15 protein-coding genes are annotated in these 17,210 nt (G+C 64.2%); 11 read left to right on the top strand and 4 right to left on the bottom strand.

What is annotated here, in order from left to right; all coding sequences use genetic code 11:
• Positions 1-82: 82 nt before the first annotated feature.
• From D9R08_RS13890 to D9R08_RS13855, 8 genes are all read left to right on the top strand, one after another.
• Positions 83-514, top strand: coding sequence for a pentapeptide repeat-containing protein (locus tag D9R08_RS13890; protein ID WP_121898670.1), 432 nt, complete (start codon positions 83-85; stop codon positions 512-514).
• A complete protein-coding gene (locus D9R08_RS13885) occupies positions 504-1,541 on the top strand; it encodes a patatin-like phospholipase family protein (RefSeq protein ID WP_121898669.1) in 1,038 nt (345 codons plus the stop codon). Before D9R08_RS13890 ends, D9R08_RS13885 begins: the two co-directional genes overlap by 11 nt.
• Before the next feature lie 38 nt (positions 1,542-1,579).
• Positions 1,580-2,395, top strand: coding sequence for a metalloregulator ArsR/SmtB family transcription factor (locus tag D9R08_RS13880; protein ID WP_121898668.1), 816 nt, complete (start codon positions 1,580-1,582; stop codon positions 2,393-2,395).
• Positions 2,396-2,411: 16 nt separating this feature from the next.
• A complete protein-coding gene (locus D9R08_RS13875; RefSeq protein WP_121898667.1) occupies positions 2,412-2,900 on the top strand; it encodes an arsenate reductase ArsC in 489 nt (162 codons plus the stop codon).
• Positions 2,890-3,546, top strand: a complete 657-nt coding sequence (locus D9R08_RS13870; protein WP_121898666.1) for an aquaporin — start codon at positions 2,890-2,892, stop codon at positions 3,544-3,546. Before D9R08_RS13875 ends, D9R08_RS13870 begins: the two co-directional genes overlap by 11 nt.
• A gap of 72 nt (positions 3,547-3,618) precedes the next feature.
• Positions 3,619-5,103, top strand: coding sequence for a class I adenylate-forming enzyme family protein (locus D9R08_RS13865; RefSeq protein WP_121898665.1), 1,485 nt, complete (start codon positions 3,619-3,621; stop codon positions 5,101-5,103).
• On the top strand, positions 5,100-5,744 hold the full coding sequence (locus D9R08_RS13860) for a DsbA family oxidoreductase (RefSeq protein ID WP_121898664.1): 645 nt from the start codon (positions 5,100-5,102) through the stop codon (positions 5,742-5,744). Before D9R08_RS13865 ends, D9R08_RS13860 begins: the two co-directional genes overlap by 4 nt.
• A gap of 100 nt (positions 5,745-5,844) precedes the next feature.
• A complete protein-coding gene (locus D9R08_RS13855; RefSeq protein ID WP_121898663.1) occupies positions 5,845-7,065 on the top strand; it encodes a multidrug effflux MFS transporter in 1,221 nt (406 codons plus the stop codon).
• Positions 7,066-7,087: 22 nt separating this feature from the next.
• On the opposite strand, the gene mfd is transcribed toward D9R08_RS13855, so the two are convergent.
• Together mfd and D9R08_RS13845 are read right to left on the bottom strand one after the other, a co-directional pair.
• Complete coding sequence (mfd, locus tag D9R08_RS13850) at positions 7,088-10,555, bottom strand: transcription-repair coupling factor (RefSeq protein ID WP_121898662.1); 3,468 nt, start codon at positions 10,553-10,555, stop codon at positions 7,088-7,090.
• 51 nt (positions 10,556-10,606) lie between these two features.
• Positions 10,607-11,134 (bottom strand): component of SufBCD complex, encoded by a 528-nt coding sequence (locus D9R08_RS13845; protein WP_121898661.1) that lies wholly within the window; start codon positions 11,132-11,134, stop codon positions 10,607-10,609.
• Between the two features lie 126 nt (positions 11,135-11,260).
• On the opposite strand from D9R08_RS13845, the gene hemB reads away from it, so the two are divergent.
• From hemB to D9R08_RS13830, 3 genes are all read left to right on the top strand, one after another.
• Positions 11,261-12,259 carry a porphobilinogen synthase gene (gene hemB, locus D9R08_RS13840; RefSeq protein WP_121898852.1) on the top strand — a complete coding sequence of 333 codons (999 nt, stop codon included), beginning with the start codon at positions 11,261-11,263 and terminating at the stop codon, positions 12,257-12,259.
• Positions 12,260-12,392: 133 nt separating this feature from the next.
• Positions 12,393-12,947 (top strand): lipid-binding SYLF domain-containing protein, encoded by a 555-nt coding sequence (locus D9R08_RS13835; protein WP_121898660.1) that lies wholly within the window; start codon positions 12,393-12,395, stop codon positions 12,945-12,947.
• A 118-nt stretch (positions 12,948-13,065) separates the two neighbouring features.
• Positions 13,066-15,537 carry a penicillin acylase family protein gene (locus tag D9R08_RS13830; protein WP_121898659.1) on the top strand — a complete coding sequence of 824 codons (2,472 nt, stop codon included), beginning with the start codon at positions 13,066-13,068 and terminating at the stop codon, positions 15,535-15,537.
• A gap of 113 nt (positions 15,538-15,650) precedes the next feature.
• On the opposite strand, the gene hflX is transcribed toward D9R08_RS13830, so the two are convergent.
• Together hflX and hfq are read right to left on the bottom strand one after the other, a co-directional pair.
• The gene (hflX, locus tag D9R08_RS13825) at positions 15,651-16,901 is read right to left on the bottom strand and encodes a GTPase HflX (protein WP_121898851.1); all 1,251 of its coding nucleotides are present in this window, start codon (positions 16,899-16,901) and stop codon (positions 15,651-15,653) included.
• 38 nt (positions 16,902-16,939) lie between these two features.
• Positions 16,940-17,173 (bottom strand): RNA chaperone Hfq, encoded by a 234-nt coding sequence (gene hfq / locus D9R08_RS13820; RefSeq protein ID WP_025312876.1) that lies wholly within the window; start codon positions 17,171-17,173, stop codon positions 16,940-16,942.
• Between the last annotated feature and the right edge of the window lie 37 nt (positions 17,174-17,210).

The following is a 17,210-nucleotide window of genomic DNA, read 5'->3' as shown; positions in this document are numbered from 1 at the left end:
AATTTTGGCGCAGGTAAAGCCCGACACATGGCCCTGCTCGCCATGCTTGACGCAGAAGTTGGCGCTACAAAGGAGCCCACAGATGACCGACGAACCCTCGGAAGCCGGCCGCGACAAGCTGGAGATCGACAACATGTATCTCTGCGGCTCCACCTTCACCCGCGTCAATCTCAATGAGGCCCGGTTCTCCGACTGCCATCTGATGGGGGCGACCCTGGACGACGTGAATGCCACCGGGCTGATCCATGAAAACGTCAACCTCAGCGGTGCGCGCTACTATGATGTGAACCTGTCGGGCGCGCAGATCAGCAACGCCAACATGGCCAAGATCTCCGTGCGCGATACCAACATGGCCGGCGCCCGCCTGTCCGACATTACGCTGAGCGGCGCTGTCATCGCCGATGCGAACCTGACCGGGCTGTCGATCGACGACGCCAGCTTGAGCGGCATGACGATCAACGGCATTCTGGTCGACGACCTGCTGGCGCTTTGGAGCGAAGCCCATGGCAGCTAGGGCAAAACCGATCAACCTGGCCCTGCAGGGCGGCGGCGCGCATGGTGCCTTCACTTGGGGCGTTCTGGACGCGCTTCTGGACACGCCTGAGATCGAGATTGCCGCCATCTCGGGCACGTCGGCGGGCGCGCTGAACGGCGCGGCGATCAAGGCGGGCCTGTCACAGGACAGCCGCGATCTCGCCCGCGACAATCTGGAATGGCTCTGGGAACAGGTGGGCGCCATCACTGATCAGCGCTTCGCGCCCTGGCTCAATGCCACGTCGCCCTCCGCCATTTCGGCGCTGATCGAAACCTCATTGCCCTTCGCGATCTCGGACGGCGTTTCACGCATGGTCAGCCCCTACAGCTATGGGCCGTTCTACCAGAACCCGTTGCGGCGGATCGTGGAGCAGCTTCATTACGAGGACATCTGTTGCGCCGCCGGACCGGAGTTTCATATCTGCGCCACCAATGTGCGCAGCGGCAAGATCCGCATCTTCGACGGAGACGACATCACGCCCGAAGCGATCATGGCCTCCGCCTGCCTGCCGACAATGTTTCAGGCGGTCGAAATCATCGATCCTGCAACCCGCAAGCTTGAGGCATACTGGGACGGCGGATACACTGGCAATCCGGCCCTTTTTCCGTTGTTTCACAATGGATTGCCAAGCGACATTCTTGTGGTGAACATCAACCCGCTCTATCGGGAAGACGTGCCGACCTCCGCCCGCGCGATCCAGAACCGGATCAATGAGATCAGCTTCAACACGTCGCTTCTGCGTGAACTGAGGGCCATTCACTTCGTCCAGCGGCTGCTCTCCAACGGCCATCTGAGCCCCGGCGCCATGAAACATGTCCTGGTCCATATGGTGGCCGACGACGCGCTGATGGCCCAGCTCTCGGTCGCCACCAAGCTGGTGGCCACGCCGCAGGTTCTGCATCAGCTGCGGGCCGCGGGCCGGGCCGCCTGCGAGAGCTTTCTGGAGACGCATTTTGACAGGATCGGGCAGGAAAGTACCGTCGATCTGGTAGAGATGTTCGGATAGGGGTTGCCTTAATTCCATATTTCATGAATACGTGAATTATGGACTCCCGAACAGCCACGAAGATACTCTCCACACTGGGTCATGAGGGCCGCCTGTCGGTGTTTCGTCTGCTGGCCCGGCGTGCGCCCGATGCATTGCAACCCGGTGAAATCGCCGAAATCTGCGGCCTGAAACCCAGCACGCTCTCGGCCCATCTGTCCAGCCTGGCCGAAGCCGGGATCGTCTGCTCCCGCCGCAGCGGAACATCGCTCTTCTACAGTCTCGATGGCGCCCGCACCCGCGACTTCACCGCTTACCTGCTGGATGACTGCTGCCGTGGCCGCCCGGACCTCTGCGCGCCACAGACAGGTGCCGTCCAACCGCATCACCCGAAAACCGTGCTTTTCATCTGCACCGGCAATTCCGCCCGCTCCATTCTGGCCGAGGCCCTGCTGCGCGAGGCGGGCGGGGACCGGTTCGTGGCCTGTTCGGCAGGCACCAGACCAAGCGGGCAGATCAATCCGCAGGTCCTCGGCATGCTGCGGCGGAACGGCCATGACACCGCGGCGCTTCGGTCCAAGGACCTTGGCGAGATGCAGGGGCCCGACGCCCCGCAATTCGATTTCGTCTTTACTGTCTGCGACCATGCCGCCAACGAAGAGTGCCCGGCCTGGCCCGGTCAGCCGATCAGCGCCCATTGGGGCCTGCCGGATCCGGCCAAGGCCACGGGCACCGATGCCGAAATCGCGCTGGCCTTTGCCGACGCCTATCGCACGCTCGACACCCGTATCCGGGCCTTTGCAGCCCTCCCGTTCGAAACGCTGGATCGCATGTCGCTTCAGACCGAAGCGGACAGGATCGGCAAACTCACCTAGATCCAAACAGGACCCAATGCTTAATTTTCTTGTTCTTTGTACCGGTAATTCCGCCCGGTCGATCCTGCTCGAACACATTCTGACCCACCGCAGCGCGCGCCGCATCCGCGCCTATTCGGCGGGCTCGCACCCGACCGGCCGCGTGCATCCGCAATCGATCGTCCTGCTGCAAAAGCTGGGCTACGACACTTCGACCGCGCGATCCAAAAGCTGGGATGAATTCGCGGCGCCCGATGCCCCGAAAATGGACGCGGTCATCACGGTCTGCGGCTCGGCTGCGGGGGAGATCTGCCCGGTCTGGCCCGGCGCGCCGGTTCGGGCGCATTGGGGCGTGGACGATCCGGCGCAGGCACCCGAACGTGACGTGAGCGAGGCCTTCCAGACCGCATACATCTCATTAACAACGCATGCCAATGCATTGTTTCGGTTTCCTTTTGAAACCTATGACCGGGACACGCTGCAAATGACCCTCTCCAGGATCGGGACAGAATACAATGCTGAATAAACTCCTGGCCGAGGGGATCGGCACCGCTTTTCTGCTGATCGGCGTCGTCGGCTCGGGGATCATGGCGGCCAGCCTTTCGCCCGATAACACCGGCGTGGCATTGATGGCCAACGCCATTGCCACTGGCTGCATTCTTTATGTGATCATCACCTTGCTGGGACCGATTTCAGGCGCGCATTTCAACCCGGCGGTTACCCTCGCCTTCCTTCTGAGGGGAGAGATCCCGGCAGCTCACGCGCTGGCCTACATCCTCGTTCAGATCGGCGCGGGTATCCTGGGGGTTTGGATCGCGCATCTGATGTTCGAATTGCCGGTCCTGCAACTGTCCGGCACGATCCGCAGCGGCCCGTCGCAATGGTTTTCCGAAGTGGTCGCCACATTCGGCCTGCTTTTCGTGATCCTCGGCGGTCTCCGCCATGCGGCATCGGCAATCCCCACGCTTGTCGCGCTTTACATTACGGGCGCCTATTGGTTCACCTCCTCCACCAGCTTCGCCAATCCGGCCGTGACCATCGCGCGCGCGCTCAGCGACACATTTGCCGGAATCCTCCCCGGAAACATGCCGGTCTTCATTGCTATGCAGGTCATCGGGGCCGTGGCTGCGGTGCTTCTGGCCCGCCGCCTCTTCGCGCCCGCGCCCGGGTAACCCCAACGGCCCTTTCCGGCTCCGGGGCGGGGCGGCCTTGCACCTTGTGCCGCAGCGGCATACCCAAATGCCATGCAAGAGCCCTGCCCCGCCCCGTTCAATCTGGCCGCCTATGTCCTGTCACGGGCCGCGCAAACACCGGACAAGATCGCGCTTGCGGTTCTGTCGCCAACCGGGTCGGACAGGTGGAGCTATGCACGGCTTGAAACCGCCGTGCGGGGCATGGCCACCGGCCTTCGGGGCATGGGCCTGACGCCGGGCGATAGGGTATTGCTGCGCCTGGGAAACACCCCCGATTTTCCCATCGCATTTCTTGCCTGTATCGCCGTCGGTTTGGTGCCGGTCCCAACCTCGGCGCAATTGACGACGCCTGAAATCACGCGTCTGGCCGCTGTCATCCGGCCCGCGCTGATCCTCGCCGCACCGGGTATCGCCCTGCCTGAGCCTGTGCCCTGTCCGGTCGCACGGGATCTGGGGGCGCTGGCGGCCCACCCGGCGTCCGGGTATCTGATGGGTGATCCGGACCGGTTGGCGTATCTCGTTTTCACCTCCGGCACCTCCGGCAGGCCACGCGCCGTGGCCCATGCCCACCGTGCCGTCTGGGCGCGGCGGATGATGTGGGAGGGATGGTACGGGCTCACCGCACAAGACCGGCTGCTTCATGCAGGTGCGTTCAACTGGACCTTCACCCTTGGCACCGGGCTGCTTGATCCATGGGCCGCCGGGGCCACCGCGCTGATCCCCGCCGAAGGGCTGGAACTGTCAGCGCTGCCGCTCTTGCTCAAGCGGCATGGCGCAACAATTTTTGCCGCAGCACCAGGTGTTTACCGAAAGATGCTCATGCAAAGTGAGAATCTCGCGCTGCCCCGTCTGCGCCACGGGCTGAGCGCGGGAGAGAAACTGCCCGAGGCATTGCGCAAGGCGTGGCAGCGCGCCACCGGCACGCCGGTTCATGAGGCGCTTGGCATGTCCGAATGCTCCACCTTCATTTCCGGCAGTCCGGCCAGACCCGCGCCGGAGGGCACGCTTGGCTATCCGCAGACGGGCCGCAGGATTGCGGTGCTGGACCAGGATGGGCAGCCGGTGTCGAAGGGCCGCACGGGTACCCTGGCGATCCACTGCAAAGACCCGGGCCTAATGCTGGGATATCTGGACGACGGCAAACCCCATTTGCCACTGACCGGCGACTGGTTTCTGACCGGCGACCAGGTTTCCGAAGCGGTGGATGGCGCGTTGACCTATCACGGCCGCCGCGACGATATGCTCAACACGGGCGGCTTCCGCGTCTCGCCTCACGAGATCGAAGCGGCCTTCGCGGACCTACCCGGAGTGACCGATTGCGCCGCAGTGGCGATCGAGGTGAGCGAGGGCGTTTTTATCGTCGCCATGGGCTATACGGGCCCGATTGAAGAGGGTAGCCTGCGCGTCGCGGCAGAGGCCGGGTTGGCGCGCTACAAGCAACCCCGTCTCTATGCCCGGCTTGCCGCCCTGCCCCGCACCGCAAATGGAAAGCTTGACCGCGCAGCCCTGCGCGCCTGCCTGAAGGAGGTAACATGATCAAGCTCGACATCCTGTCAGACCCGATCTGCCCCTGGTGCTACATCGGCAAGGCGCAGCTTGACCGCGCGCTGGAAGCTGCGCCCGCGCATCCCTTCACCGTCGAATGGCATCCGTTTCAGCTGAACCCGGAGATGCCCGCAGGCGGCATGGATCGCCGCGACTATCTCGAAGCGAAGTTCGGCGGCAGGGACGGTGCCATCGAGGTTTACTCCCGCATCGCGACACACGCGGAGGCCGCAGGTCTGGAGATCAATTTCGACCGCATCTCACGCACGCCCAACACGCTGAACGCGCATCGCCTGATCCATTGGGCCGGGCTTGAGGGACGGCAGACGCCCATGGTCGCGGCATTGTTTCGCGCCTATTTCGTCGAGGGCAAGGACATCGGCGATGCCGAAAGCCTGGTGCAGATCGCCGAAAGCGCGGGGCTGGAGGCCGCAATGGTGACGCGGCTTCTGGCCAGCGACGCCGATAGCGAGGACATTCGCGCCCGCGACGCGAATGCGCGCGCCAGAGGCGTCACCGGTGTGCCTACATTCATCATCGCAAACCAGCATGTCCTGACCGGCGCGCAATCGCCCGATCTGTGGTCCAATGTCATTGACGAAATCTCAGACCAGCTGAAAGCCAAGGAATGACCGCGACACACGCTCATGGCGGCCGCGTTTCTTCGCTTGGGGTCATGCCGCCGCGTGGTGGCGCGTCCGGGACCGGCCGCAGGGCCTGCCGGGTGTCCGCATGAGTGATGTCACGGCCCCTCCGTCGGTGCGCCGCCTGTCGATGCCGGAGTTCATTGCCCTGATGGGGATGATGTTCGCGACCATCGCCTTTTCCATCGATGCGATGCTGCCCGCGCTGCCCGACATCGCCGAGGAACTGACCCCGGACAGGCCCACGCTGGCGCAGTTGATCCTGACCTCCTTCGTGCTGGGCATGGGGGTGGGCACGTTTTTCGCGGGGCCCTTATCCGATGCGTTCGGACGCAAACCTGTGATCATCGCTGGTGCCGCGCTTTACATCGGAGGATCGATTCTGGCTTATGTCGCCCCGACGCTTGAGATGGTTCTGGCGGCCAGGGTGTTGCAGGGCCTTGGCGCGGCCGGCCCGCGCGTGGTCGCCATGGCAATCATGCGGGATCTCTATTCCGGCCGGCAAATGGCCCAGGTCGTCAGCTTCGCGATGCTGGTCTTCACGCTGTTTCCGGCGGTCGCGCCGATGATCGGCGCGGCAATCATCGCGGGCTTCGGCTGGCGCTCGATCTTTCTGGTCTTCCTGCTGTTCTCGGCCATCTCGGTGGGCTGGCTCCTGATCCGGCAACCCGAAACGCTGCCCCGCGCCATACGGCGCCCGCTGCGGCTGAAGACCTTGTGGGCCGGGATCCGGGAGGCACTCAGCCTGCGGCAGATGCAATTGTCGATCCTTGTGCAAACACTGGTTTACGGAGCGCTGTTCGGCACCATCTCCTCCATCCAGCAGGTGTTCGACATCACCTACGGGCTTCGCGACAGTTTCCCCTACTGGTTCGCGGTCATGGCGCTTTTGTCGGCACCGGCGGCTCCGATCAACGGGCGGCTGGTGATCCGTCTGGGCATGCGTCCGCTGATCCGCGGCGCACTTGGCCTGCAGACGGTGCTGTCGGCGGTCGTCGCGATGTCCCTTGCGCTTGGGTTTCTGGGCGCGCAGGAGTTCTGGCTCTACTTCCTTTGGAGCGCCACGATCTTCGCAACCGCCGGTTTCACCATCGGTAATCTCAACGCGCTGGCGATGGAACCCCTGGGCCATATCGCGGGGATGGCGGCCTCTTTGATGGGAGCATTGGCGACGGTGGGGGGCGCGATACTGGGTGCGGCGATCGGGCAGCTTTATGACGGAACGGCGGTGCCGCTGGCCATCGCCATGGGCGTGTTATGCCTGATCGGAACGATCGTGATGCGCGCAATGCCGCGCGAGACGGTCTGAGCGGGCGTCGCCGTCTGCCCGGTCAGACCTTGGCCTTGGCGGGAGGCGTCGCCACCTGCACCTTTTGGGCCAGATCGCGGGCAATCGCGAAGGCCCCCTTGATCTTGTCGGCTTCGCTTGTCCAGTCGCGCCGGACCACGATCTTGTTGTCACGGATCCTGGCCAGGCCGCGCTGATCCTGCACGAACTCCACCAGACCGGCCGGATTGGCGAATTTGTCGTTGTGAAACTGGATCGTGGCCCCCTTGGGCCCCGCGTCCAGCCGGGCGATCCCGGCCTGTTTGCACTTGGCCTTGATCCGGATGACCAGAAGCAGGGTGTTCACCTCGCGCGGCAGCTTGCCGAACCGGTCGATCAGTTCGGCGGCGAAGCCTTCCAGTTCCACCTTTGTGGTCAACTGGCTCAGACGCCGGTAAAGCCCCAGCCGGACATCCAGATCGGGCACATAAGCCTCGGGGATCAGAACCGGCACACCCAGATTGATTTGCGGCGCCCACTGCCCGTCCTCGTCGAGGCGCGCCTCGCCCGCGCCCGAGCGGATATTGGCGATCGCCTCTTCCAGCATGGACTGGTAAAGCTCGAACCCGACTTCGCGGACATGGCCCGATTGCTCCTCGCCCACGATATTGCCCGCCCCGCGAATGTCGAGATCCTGACTGGCAATCGTGAAGCCCGCCCCAAGGCTGTCGAGGCTGCCCAGAACCCGCAGCCGCTTTTCCGCGGTCTGGCTCAGCTTCTGGCGCGGTTTCGTCGTCAGATAGGCATAGGCACGGGTCTTCGCGCGGCCCACCCGGCCCCGTATCTGGTAAAGCTGCGCCAGCCCGAACCGGTCGGCCCGGTGGATGATCATGGTATTGGCCGTCGGAATGTCGATGCCGCTTTCGACGATGGTCGTGGCCAGCAGCACATCGTATTTGCCATCGTAAAAGGCATTCATCCGGTCGTCGAGCTCACCCGCCGCCATCTGGCCATGGGCCACGACATAGGACACCTCTGGCACCTGATCGGTCAGAAACGCCTCGATCTCGGGCAGATCCTGGATGCGCGGGACCACGTAGAAACTCTGCCCTCCGCGGTAATGCTCGCGAAGCAGCGCCTCGCGCAGGGTCACGCTGTCGAACTCGCTGACATAGGTCCGGATCGCCAGCCGGTCGATCGGCGGGGTGCCGATCAGCGACAGGTCGCGGACGCCCGAGAGCGACATCTGAAGCGTCCGCGGGATCGGTGTTGCCGAAAGGGTCAGCACATGAACGTCCGAGCGCATTTCCTTCAAGCGCTCTTTGTGGGTCACGCCAAAGCGCTGTTCCTCGTCAATCACCAACAGGCCCAGGTTCCGAAACCGGATACCCTTGGCCAGAAGCGCATGGGTGCCAATGCAGATATCCACGCTGCCATCGGCCAGCCCCTTGCGGGTCTCTCCTGCTTCACGCGCTGGAACAAAGCGTGACAACTGCCTGACATTTATCGGGAAACCCCGAAACCTGTCCGAAAACGTCTTGGCGTGCTGCCGGGCCAGAAGTGTGGTCGGCGCAATCACCGCCACCTGCAGGCCCGAAGCCGCGGCGACGAAGGCCGCCCGCATCGCGACCTCGGTCTTGCCGAACCCCACATCGCCTACGATGAGCCGGTCCATCGGGCGCCCTTGGGCGAAATCCTCCATCACATCGGCGATGGCGGTCAGCTGGTCGTCGGTCTCCTCATAAGGGAAGCGGGCGGCGAACGCGTCCCACATATCGCCCGGCGGCTCCAGAACCGGGGCCGAGCGCAGCTCCCGTTCCGCCGCGATGCGGATCAGCTTGTCGGCGATCTGGCGGATACGTTCCTTCAGCTTCGCTTTCTTGGCCTGCCATGCGCCGCCTCCGAGCTTGTCGAGCAGGCCCTCGTCATGGCCGTAGCGGCTCAGCAGTTCGATGTTCTCGACGGGCAGGAACAACCGGTCGCCCCCGGCATATTCCAGCGCGATGCACTCATGGGGCGCGCCCATGGCGGTTACCGTTTCAAGCCCCGTGTAACGGCCGACCCCGTGATCGACATGAACGATCAGATCGCCGGGGCTCAGCGACTGCGCTTCGGTCAGGTAATTCTCGGCGCGCTTCGTCTTACGCTTGGGCCGGATCAGCCGGTCGCCCAGCACATCCTGCTCCGAGATCACGCAGAGCCCGCCGCCGGTAAACCCCTCCTCCAGCGGCCAGACCGCGAGGTTGAGACTGCCCGGCCCGGCGATGTCGCGCGCATCGGTGATCTCGACCGCGCCGACGACACCCTGATCCTCCAGAAGACCGGCCAGCCGCTCGCGCGCACCTTCCGACCAGGAGGCAATGACAACCGCCACCTTTTCACGTTGAGCCTGAATATGGTCCGCCAAAGCACCGAAAAGGCTTATATTTTCCTGCTGACGCTCGGGCGCGAAACTGCGCCCGATCCGGCCGCCCGCATCTGTTGTGCCGGGCCCGCTTGCCTGTGGCAGCGGAGAAAACTGCACAACCCGGTGCCCGGAGATCGCCCGGTCCCATGCCGCGTCATTGAGATAGAGTTGCCCGGGCGGACAGGGCTTGTAGACCGAGTCGAGCCGGCCCTTCTGGGTCAATGCCGTCTTTCGGGTATCGTATTGATCTTCAATGTTTTCCCATCGCGCTAGACGCTGCGCATCGCTTTGCTCGTCCAGGGTGATCGTGGCCTTTGGCAGGTAGTCGAAAAGCGTTTCTAGCCGCTCGTGGAAAAACGGCAGCCAATGTTCCACGCCGGCATGTTTCCGGCCCGCGCTGACCGCTTCGTAAAGCGGATCGTCGGTGCCCGCAGCGCCGAACTCGATCCGGTAGTTCTGCCGGAACCGGGTGATGGCAGCTTCGTCGAGGATCACCTCGGAAACGGGCGCCAGTTCCACCCGCTCCATCTTCTCGGTGGTGCGTTGCGTTGCCGGGTCGAACCGCCGCGCCCCGTCCAGCACGTCGCCGAAGAGATCCAGACGCACCGGGGTGCTTTCTCCGGGCGGCCAGACATCGATGATGCCGCCGCGGACCGCATAATCGCCGGGCTCGGTCACCGTCGGGCTTTGCACGAAGCCCATCCGGACCAGGAAGGTCTTGAGCGCGTCTTCGTCGATCCGCCCGCCGACGGTGGCGACGAAGGCCGCGTCCTGCAACAGCGCGCGGGGCGGAACGAACTGGGTCGCCGCGCTGAGGGTCGTGAGCACGATGAACGGCCCCGACAGCCCTGCGGAAAGCGCGGCAAGCGTTGCCATGCGGCTGGCCGCGATCTCGGCATTCGGCGAGACCCGGTCATAGGGCAGGCAATCCCAACCCGGAAAGCGCAGGACCGGCACGCTCGGGTCGAAGAACGCAAGCGCCCTGGCCATGGCCGCAAGGCGCTTGTCGTCCCGCGCCACATGGCAGACGGGGCCGGTGCCTGCCGCAAGTTCGCGCAGGACAAGCGTGGCGTCAAAGCCCTCGGGCGCGCCACCTGTCAGGATATGGTCCGGGTTGGGGGTCATGGGTCCGCGTCACCTACCGTGCCCCGCGCGGGTGTCAAGCGCGGTCCTGCCCTACATGCCCAGGGGATTGACCCGGACATTCACCCACATGCCCCAGAAGGCGGTGATGAAGATGAAGACCACGCCCAGCATCTGCACGCCGATCCGGTGATATCTGAGCAGGCGGGGCACATCCTGAAACCCGGTTGCCCGCAGCTTGCGCGCGGTCCGCACCGACCAGGCCCCGACCAGCGTCATCGGAAACATCAGCAGAAACACGGCCTGGCAGAACTCCACATTGTAGATCCAGCCCAGAACCGCGAGCCCCGTCAGGATGAAGGCGGCAAAGGCCGTGGCCCAGACACCCGAGACCTCCACGATGGTGAGGATCCGGTTCACATTCACCCGCGCCAGCACCGCCATGTCCTGAGTGCTGCGCTCATGCCCGCGGTTCGCCCGCTGCACCATGTCATAGGGCACACCCAGTACCCAGTGGCTGACCGTGGACCACATCACCGCCAGCACAATCCAGTACCAAAGGTTCGAGAACGATCTGAGATCGATCACTTCGCGTGCAAGATCGAGGAAGGGAAGGTCCAAGGACGCGCTGCCTGTTATAGCTGTTTTGGCGCACCATAGTTGCGGGGGTCCATGGTTTCCAGCCTTGAGATGAGACATGGTTCATGGCACGGATTTGTGGCAACAAAACCACGAAGGAGCATGCCGATGCCAGCCAATCAGGGCCCTTTTCCCCGCACCCGGTTCCGCCGGACCCGCGCCTCGGCTGCGCTGCGCAATCTGACCCGTGAGGCGGAGCTTTCGGTGAATGATCTGATCTGGCCGGTCTTCGTCTGCGCCGGCAGGGGCGAGCGGCAGCCCGTCGCCTCGATGCCCGGTGTGGAGCGCCTGAGTGTCGATCTTCTGGTGGAGGCGGCGCGGAGGGCGCACGGGCTGGGCATTCCGGCTATCTGTATCTTTCCCTATACCGATCCGTCGCTGAAAACCGAGCTTTGCGAGGAGGCCTGGAACCCGGACAACCTCTCCAATCAGGCGATCCGCGAGATCAGGGATGCTGTACCCGACATCGCGATCATGACCGATATCGCGCTCGACCCCTATAACGCCAATGGCCATGACGGGATCGTGCGCGACGGCATCATCGTGAATGACGAGACGGTCGAGGCGCTGGTGAAGATGGCCCTGGCCCAGGCCGAGGCTGGCGCCGATATCCTTGGCCCCTCGGATATGATGGACAGCCGGATCGGTGCGATGCGCGACGCGCTGGAGGCGGAGGGGCACGTGAATGTGACGATCATGTCCTACGCGGCGAAATTCGCCAGCTCCTATTACGGCCCGTTCCGGGATGCGGTGGGCGCGTCCGGCGCGCTGAAAGGAGACAAGAAGACCTACCAGATCGACCCGATGAACCGGCAGGAGGCCCTGCGCTGCGTCGAGCGAGACCTGTCCGAAGGGGCCGATATGGTGATGGTGAAACCGGGGATGCCCTACCTTGATCTCTGCCGCGAGGTGAAAGACAGGTTCGGCGCGCCGACCTATGCCTATCAGGTCTCCGGTGAATACGCGATGATCGAGGCGGCGGCGGCCAACGGCTGGATCGACGGAGAAAAGGTCATGCTGGAAAGCCTGATGTCCTTCCGCCGGGCAGGGTGCGACGGCGTGTTGACCTATTTCGCCCCCCGGGTCGCGCAAATTCTCAACGGATAGTGGTCAGATAAGCAAGAACCCGCAGGTCTGGTGTCATTCGCGGATGACATCTTGTGTCTTTGCGCGTAATAATATGCGCAATCCGGGCTGAAAGACCCGGGCAACGAGGCATAACAGACAGGCGGATTTTCCGATGAGCAAACTCACCCGGCGACATTTTGTGGTAACCGCGGCAGCCGTTCCCTTGGCAGCCTGCGGAAATGGCGTGGGATCCGACGGGGCATCGCGGCTCGATGCCCGCGTCGATAGCGCAATCCAGTTCATGTATAACGAAGTGCCCGGCACACAGGAGTTGAGCCTGAACGCCGCCGGCATGCTGGTCATGCCACTGGTGACGCAGGCGGGCTTCGGGTTCGGCGGCTCCTACGGTCGAGGCGCGCTGCGCATCAACGGCGCCTCCGTCGATTACTACTCGGCGATCTCCGGCAGCTTCGGCTTTCAGATCGGCGCGCAGCAATACGCCCATACGCTCTTCTTCATGACCGATGCGGCGTTGAGCGAGTTCCGGCGCAGTGCCGGTTGGGCGGTGGGTGCCGATGTGCAATACGCGGTGACCGACCAGGGCGCCAATCTGGGCGTGGATACGACCACGCTGCTCGATCCGGTTATCGCCGTGATCTATGGTCAGGCCGGTCTGATCGCGGGCGCGACCCTTGAAGGCACACGGTATTCGCGCATCATCCCCTGAGCCGCCTCCGGCTTGAGAAAGCGTGACGCCGGGCCGTGCCGGTCCGGCTTTGCATTTGCCCGATATTGCCGCTAGGACCGGGGCTGATTCCGCATTCCGATCTTGGGGTAACTGCCTGATGGGCGTCTTTCTTCGCTGGCTGGTCCGTCTTGTCACCCTGGTCGTTGCGATAGCGGTTCTTACCCTCGCGGTCGCCTGGTGGATGGCGGGTCGCAGCCTGCCCGATTACAATGCCGACTGGCAGGTGCCCGGCATCACTGCCCCGGTGGAGATCGTCCGCTCGAACGCGAATGTCCCGCATATCTTCGGATCGACGGACCTGGATGTCTATTACGGCCTTGGCTTTTCCCACGCGCAGGATCGCCTCTGGCAGATGCTGATGATCCGGCGCACCGCGCAGGGGCGACTGTCGGAACTGTTCGGCGCGCGGACGCTGGAGATCGACATCCTGCTGCGACGGCTCGATATCTATGGTCACGCCACCCGCTCGGTCGCGGCGCAGACCCCGGAGACCATCGCCGCGCTGGAGGCTTATGCCGCCGGTGTGAATGCGTGGCTGGAGCTTGTCGGGGCCGAGGCGCTTGGCCGGGGCGCGCCTGAGCTGTTTCTTTTCGCGCCCGAAATTTCGCCCTGGCGACCGGCGGACAGTATCGCGATCACCATGATGATGGCGTTGCAACTGGCCAGCCACCAGGAAGAGGAAGTGTTGCGCGCCCGGGCGTCGCTTGCGCTCGGCGATGCCGCAAGGCTGGCGGATCTGATGCCCGATGTTCCCGGCGAAGGCATCGCTGCCCTGCCCGATTATGCCAGCTTCTTCGATGTCCCGATGCCGCAATTCGCAAGCGGTGCAAGCCGGCCGCGCGATCCGCTTTATCCCACCGCGCCGCGCGGTCTGGGCGGCGCGTCGAACGCGTGGGCCGCAGCGCCGGCCCGCTCGGCGGCGGGCGGGGCGTTGCTTGCCAATGACCCGCATCTCGGTCTCAGCGCGCCGACACTCTGGTATCTCGCCCGGCTGGAGCTGTCGACCGGCGGGGTGATCGGGGCCAGCATACCCGGCATGCCGGTGATCCTCGCCGGGCGCTCCGACCGTCTCGGCTGGGGGATCACGTCCTCCTACATGGACGATATCGATCTCTTCGTCGAAGAGCTGAACCCGGACAATCCTGGGCAATACCGCACGTCTGACGGCTGGGCCGATTTCGAAACCCGCCGCACGATCATCGAAATCGCCGATGCACAGCCCGTCACCATCACGCTTCGCTGGACGGAAAACGGCCCCGTACTGCCGGAGGACGCCTGGAATGTGGGAACTGTAACGCCGCCCGGCCATGTGATGAGCATGGCCTGGACTGCGCTCAGCGACCGGAACACCTCGATCCAAACCGGGCTGGAGCTGATGCGCGCGGGCTCTGTAGCCGAAGGGATCGCCGCGGGCGAAGCCTTCGTTGCGCCGTCCCAGAACCTGACGCTGGCGGACGCGGACGGGAACATCGCCTTGCAGACGATCGGCCATATGCCGTGGCGCCTGCCCGGGCATCAAAGCCTCGGGCGCATCCCCGCGCCGGGCTGGATCGCGGAAAACCGATGGCAGGGCGTGACACAATACTTCGCCAACCCCAGCTTCGAAAACCCAGAAGGCGGTATCCTCGGCAACACCAACAACAAGCTGGTGGACCGGGATTTTCCGCTCCACGTCTCCTATAGCTGGGGCGATACGCAGCGCGTGACCCGCTGGCAGCGCCTGATGCAGGCCCGTCAGGTTCATACCCGCGACAGCTTCATCGAGGCTCAGCTCGACACCGTGTCTGCCGCCGCGCGCAATATCCTGCCGCTGGTGGCCCGCGATCTGTGGCTGAGCGGCGAGGCCGCCGCCGACGGAACACCCGAACGCCGCCGCCAGCGAGCCCTGCAATTGCTGGCGGAATGGAACGGAGAGATGAACGAACATCTGCCCGAACCGTTGATTTATGCGGCCTGGATGCGGGAGTTGCAGCAGCGCCTGATCCGCGACGATATCGGGCCGCTTGCCAATGAGTTCCTGAAGATCGAGCCTTTGTTTCTGGAGCGCGTCTTCCGGGATGTGGACGGCGCGGCGATCTGGTGCGACATACGCCCCTCAACCGCCCGTGAAACCTGCACCGACATCGCCAGACTGGCGCTTGACGATGCCTTGCAGTGGCTGGAGGAGCGATACGGGCTCGGCGTCGAAAGCTGGCGATGGGGGGCCGCCCACGAGGCCCGGCACGATCACCAGGTCCTGGGCGATACAGCCTTGTTTTCATGGGTCGTGAACATCCGCCAACCCACATCGGGTGGGGACTTCACGTTGCAGCGGGCGGCGACACCGGGCACCCTGCCCGATCCGTTCCTGAACACCCATTCGGCGGGATATCGCGGCGTCTATGATTTCGCCGATCCCGACAGTTCCGTCTTCATCATCGCCACCGGGCAATCCGGCCACCCGCTCAGCCCCTATTACGACGATCTGGGAGAGCTGTGGCGGCGGGGCGAATACATCCCCATGTCGCTGGATCCGGAGCTTGCGCGGGCCGGCAATATCGGGGTGACCATGCTGACGCCCCGCCCGTGAAGGTATATCAATTGTAGATCAATTCGGCGCTGGCCGCTGGCGGACGGGGCGTGTGCGGCGACAGCCGCCGCGGACAGACGGCGCCCCCACACCGAGCGCCCGGGCCACGCCGCTCAGAGCCGCCGGAAGGCGCGTTCCTGACGGTCCGTCCAGTTGACGACGAGATGGGTGCCGCCTTCGCCTTGCTCCTCGGTCTCCACCACGCCTTGTTCGAAAAGCCAGGCCCGTTTCCGGCCCTCCGCATGTGGCAGGTCCAGATCGGTCCGGTGGCGGGGCGGAGAGAGGCTGTGCGAGATATCGGCCAGAAGGTCGGCCAGCCCCTGCCCGGTGACCGCCGAGATCGCATGCACGCCATCGCGCCGCGCGGCGATCCTGTCCAGTTCCTCGGCTCGCTCCGCCGGCAGACGGTCGATCTTGTTCCAGACCTCGATCGCGGGCGCGGTGTCCCTGACCCCAAGTTCTGTCAGGATCGCGGCCACATCCCCGGCCTGGGCTTCGGTCTCGGGGTGGGAGATGTCGCGCACATGAACGATCAGATCGGCATCCAGCACCTCTTCCAGCGTGGCGCGGAAGGCGGCGACCAGTTGCGGCGGCAGATCGCTGATGAAACCCACCGTGTCCGACAGGATTATCTCGGACCCGTCGGGCAGGACCACGGCGCGCATGGTCGGGTCGAGCGTGGCAAACAGCATATCCTTGGCCATCACCTCGGCGCCGGTCAGCCGGTTGAACAATGTGGATTTGCCGGCATTGGTGTAGCCCACCAGCGCCACGATGGGATACGGCACCTTGGCCCGCGCCGCGCGGTGAAGCGCGCGCGTCTTGACGACCTTGCCCAATTGCCGGCGGATGCGGGTGACCGCGTCGTCGATCGCGCGCCTGTCCGCCTCGATCTGGGTCTCGCCGGGGCCGCCCACAAAGCCGAGCCCGCCGCGCTGGCGCTCCAGGTGGGTCCAGGCCCTGACAAGGCGCGTGCGCTGATAGCTGAGCGCGGCCAGCTCCACCTGCAACACGCCTTCGCGGGTGCGGGCCCGATCCGCGAAAATCTCCAGAATCAGACCGGTCCGGTCCAGCAGCTTGACGCCCCATTCCTTTTCGAGATTGCGCTGCTGCACGGGCGTGACCGGCCCGTCGATCAGAACCAGCCCGGCTTCAAGCTCCTCGATTCGGGTTTTCAGCTCGGCGATCTTGCCCTTTCCGAAGAGAAGCCCCGGCTGCGCCTTGGGCAATCGCACGACCTCGGCGCCCGCGACCACCAGATCGGGCAGCGCCGCGGCCAGCGCCACAGCTTCTTCCAGCGCCGGGCCGGGGCTGCGGCGGCTGCGGTCGGTCTGGATGTCGGGGTGAAGCACAAGGGCCCGCATGATCGGGCCTTGGGTGTCGGTGCTCAGCGAGTTATCGCTCACTCTTCCCCGTCGTAAAGGTTTATCGGCTGTGCAGGCATCACGGTGGAAATCGCGTGCTTGTACACGAGTTGCGATTGTCCGTCGCGGCGCAGAAGAACACAAAAATTATCGAACCAGGTAATCACACCCTGCAACTTGACGCCGTTGATCAGGAAAATCGTGACCGGAACCTTTGTTTTGCGGACATGATTAAGGAATGCGTCCTGCAGATTTTGCTTATTTTCGGCCATTTCGAAACTTGCCTTGTCGTTGGTGCTGTCTTTGTTC

It is taken from the genome of Rhodophyticola porphyridii, assembly GCF_003688285.1.
GTDB lineage: Bacteria > Pseudomonadota > Alphaproteobacteria > Rhodobacterales > Rhodobacteraceae > Rhodophyticola > Rhodophyticola porphyridii.
Note: the sequence above shows the minus strand (reverse complement) of the source record. Positions and strands in the feature narration are given on the sequence as shown.

What these genes read in the sequence shown, in the direction of transcription:
- D9R08_RS13890 (WP_121898670.1), top strand. Translation starts at nt 83, where the DNA reads ATGACCGACGAACCCTCGGAAGCCGGCCGCGACAAGCTGGAGATCGAC.
- D9R08_RS13885 (WP_121898669.1), top strand. Translation starts at nt 504, where the DNA reads ATGGCAGCTAGGGCAAAACCGATCAACCTGGCCCTGCAGGGCGGCGGC.
- D9R08_RS13880 (WP_121898668.1), top strand. Translation starts at nt 1,580, where the DNA reads ATGGACTCCCGAACAGCCACGAAGATACTCTCCACACTGGGTCATGAG.
- D9R08_RS13875 (WP_121898667.1), top strand. Translation starts at nt 2,412, where the DNA reads ATGCTTAATTTTCTTGTTCTTTGTACCGGTAATTCCGCCCGGTCGATC.
- D9R08_RS13870 (WP_121898666.1), top strand. Translation starts at nt 2,890, where the DNA reads ATGCTGAATAAACTCCTGGCCGAGGGGATCGGCACCGCTTTTCTGCTG.
- D9R08_RS13865 (WP_121898665.1), top strand. Translation starts at nt 3,619, where the DNA reads ATGCAAGAGCCCTGCCCCGCCCCGTTCAATCTGGCCGCCTATGTCCTG.
- D9R08_RS13860 (WP_121898664.1), top strand. Translation starts at nt 5,100, where the DNA reads ATGATCAAGCTCGACATCCTGTCAGACCCGATCTGCCCCTGGTGCTAC.
- D9R08_RS13855 (WP_121898663.1), top strand. Translation starts at nt 5,845, where the DNA reads ATGAGTGATGTCACGGCCCCTCCGTCGGTGCGCCGCCTGTCGATGCCG.
- mfd (WP_121898662.1), bottom strand. Translation starts at nt 10,555, where the DNA reads ATGACCCCCAACCCGGACCATATCCTGACAGGTGGCGCGCCCGAGGGC.
- hemB (WP_121898852.1), top strand. Translation starts at nt 11,261, where the DNA reads ATGCCAGCCAATCAGGGCCCTTTTCCCCGCACCCGGTTCCGCCGGACC.
- D9R08_RS13835 (WP_121898660.1), top strand. Translation starts at nt 12,393, where the DNA reads ATGAGCAAACTCACCCGGCGACATTTTGTGGTAACCGCGGCAGCCGTT.
- D9R08_RS13830 (WP_121898659.1), top strand. Translation starts at nt 13,066, where the DNA reads ATGGGCGTCTTTCTTCGCTGGCTGGTCCGTCTTGTCACCCTGGTCGTT.
- hflX (WP_121898851.1), bottom strand. Translation starts at nt 16,901, where the DNA reads ATGCGGGCCCTTGTGCTTCACCCCGACATCCAGACCGACCGCAGCCGC.
- hfq (WP_025312876.1), bottom strand. Translation starts at nt 17,173, where the DNA reads ATGGCCGAAAATAAGCAAAATCTGCAGGACGCATTCCTTAATCATGTC.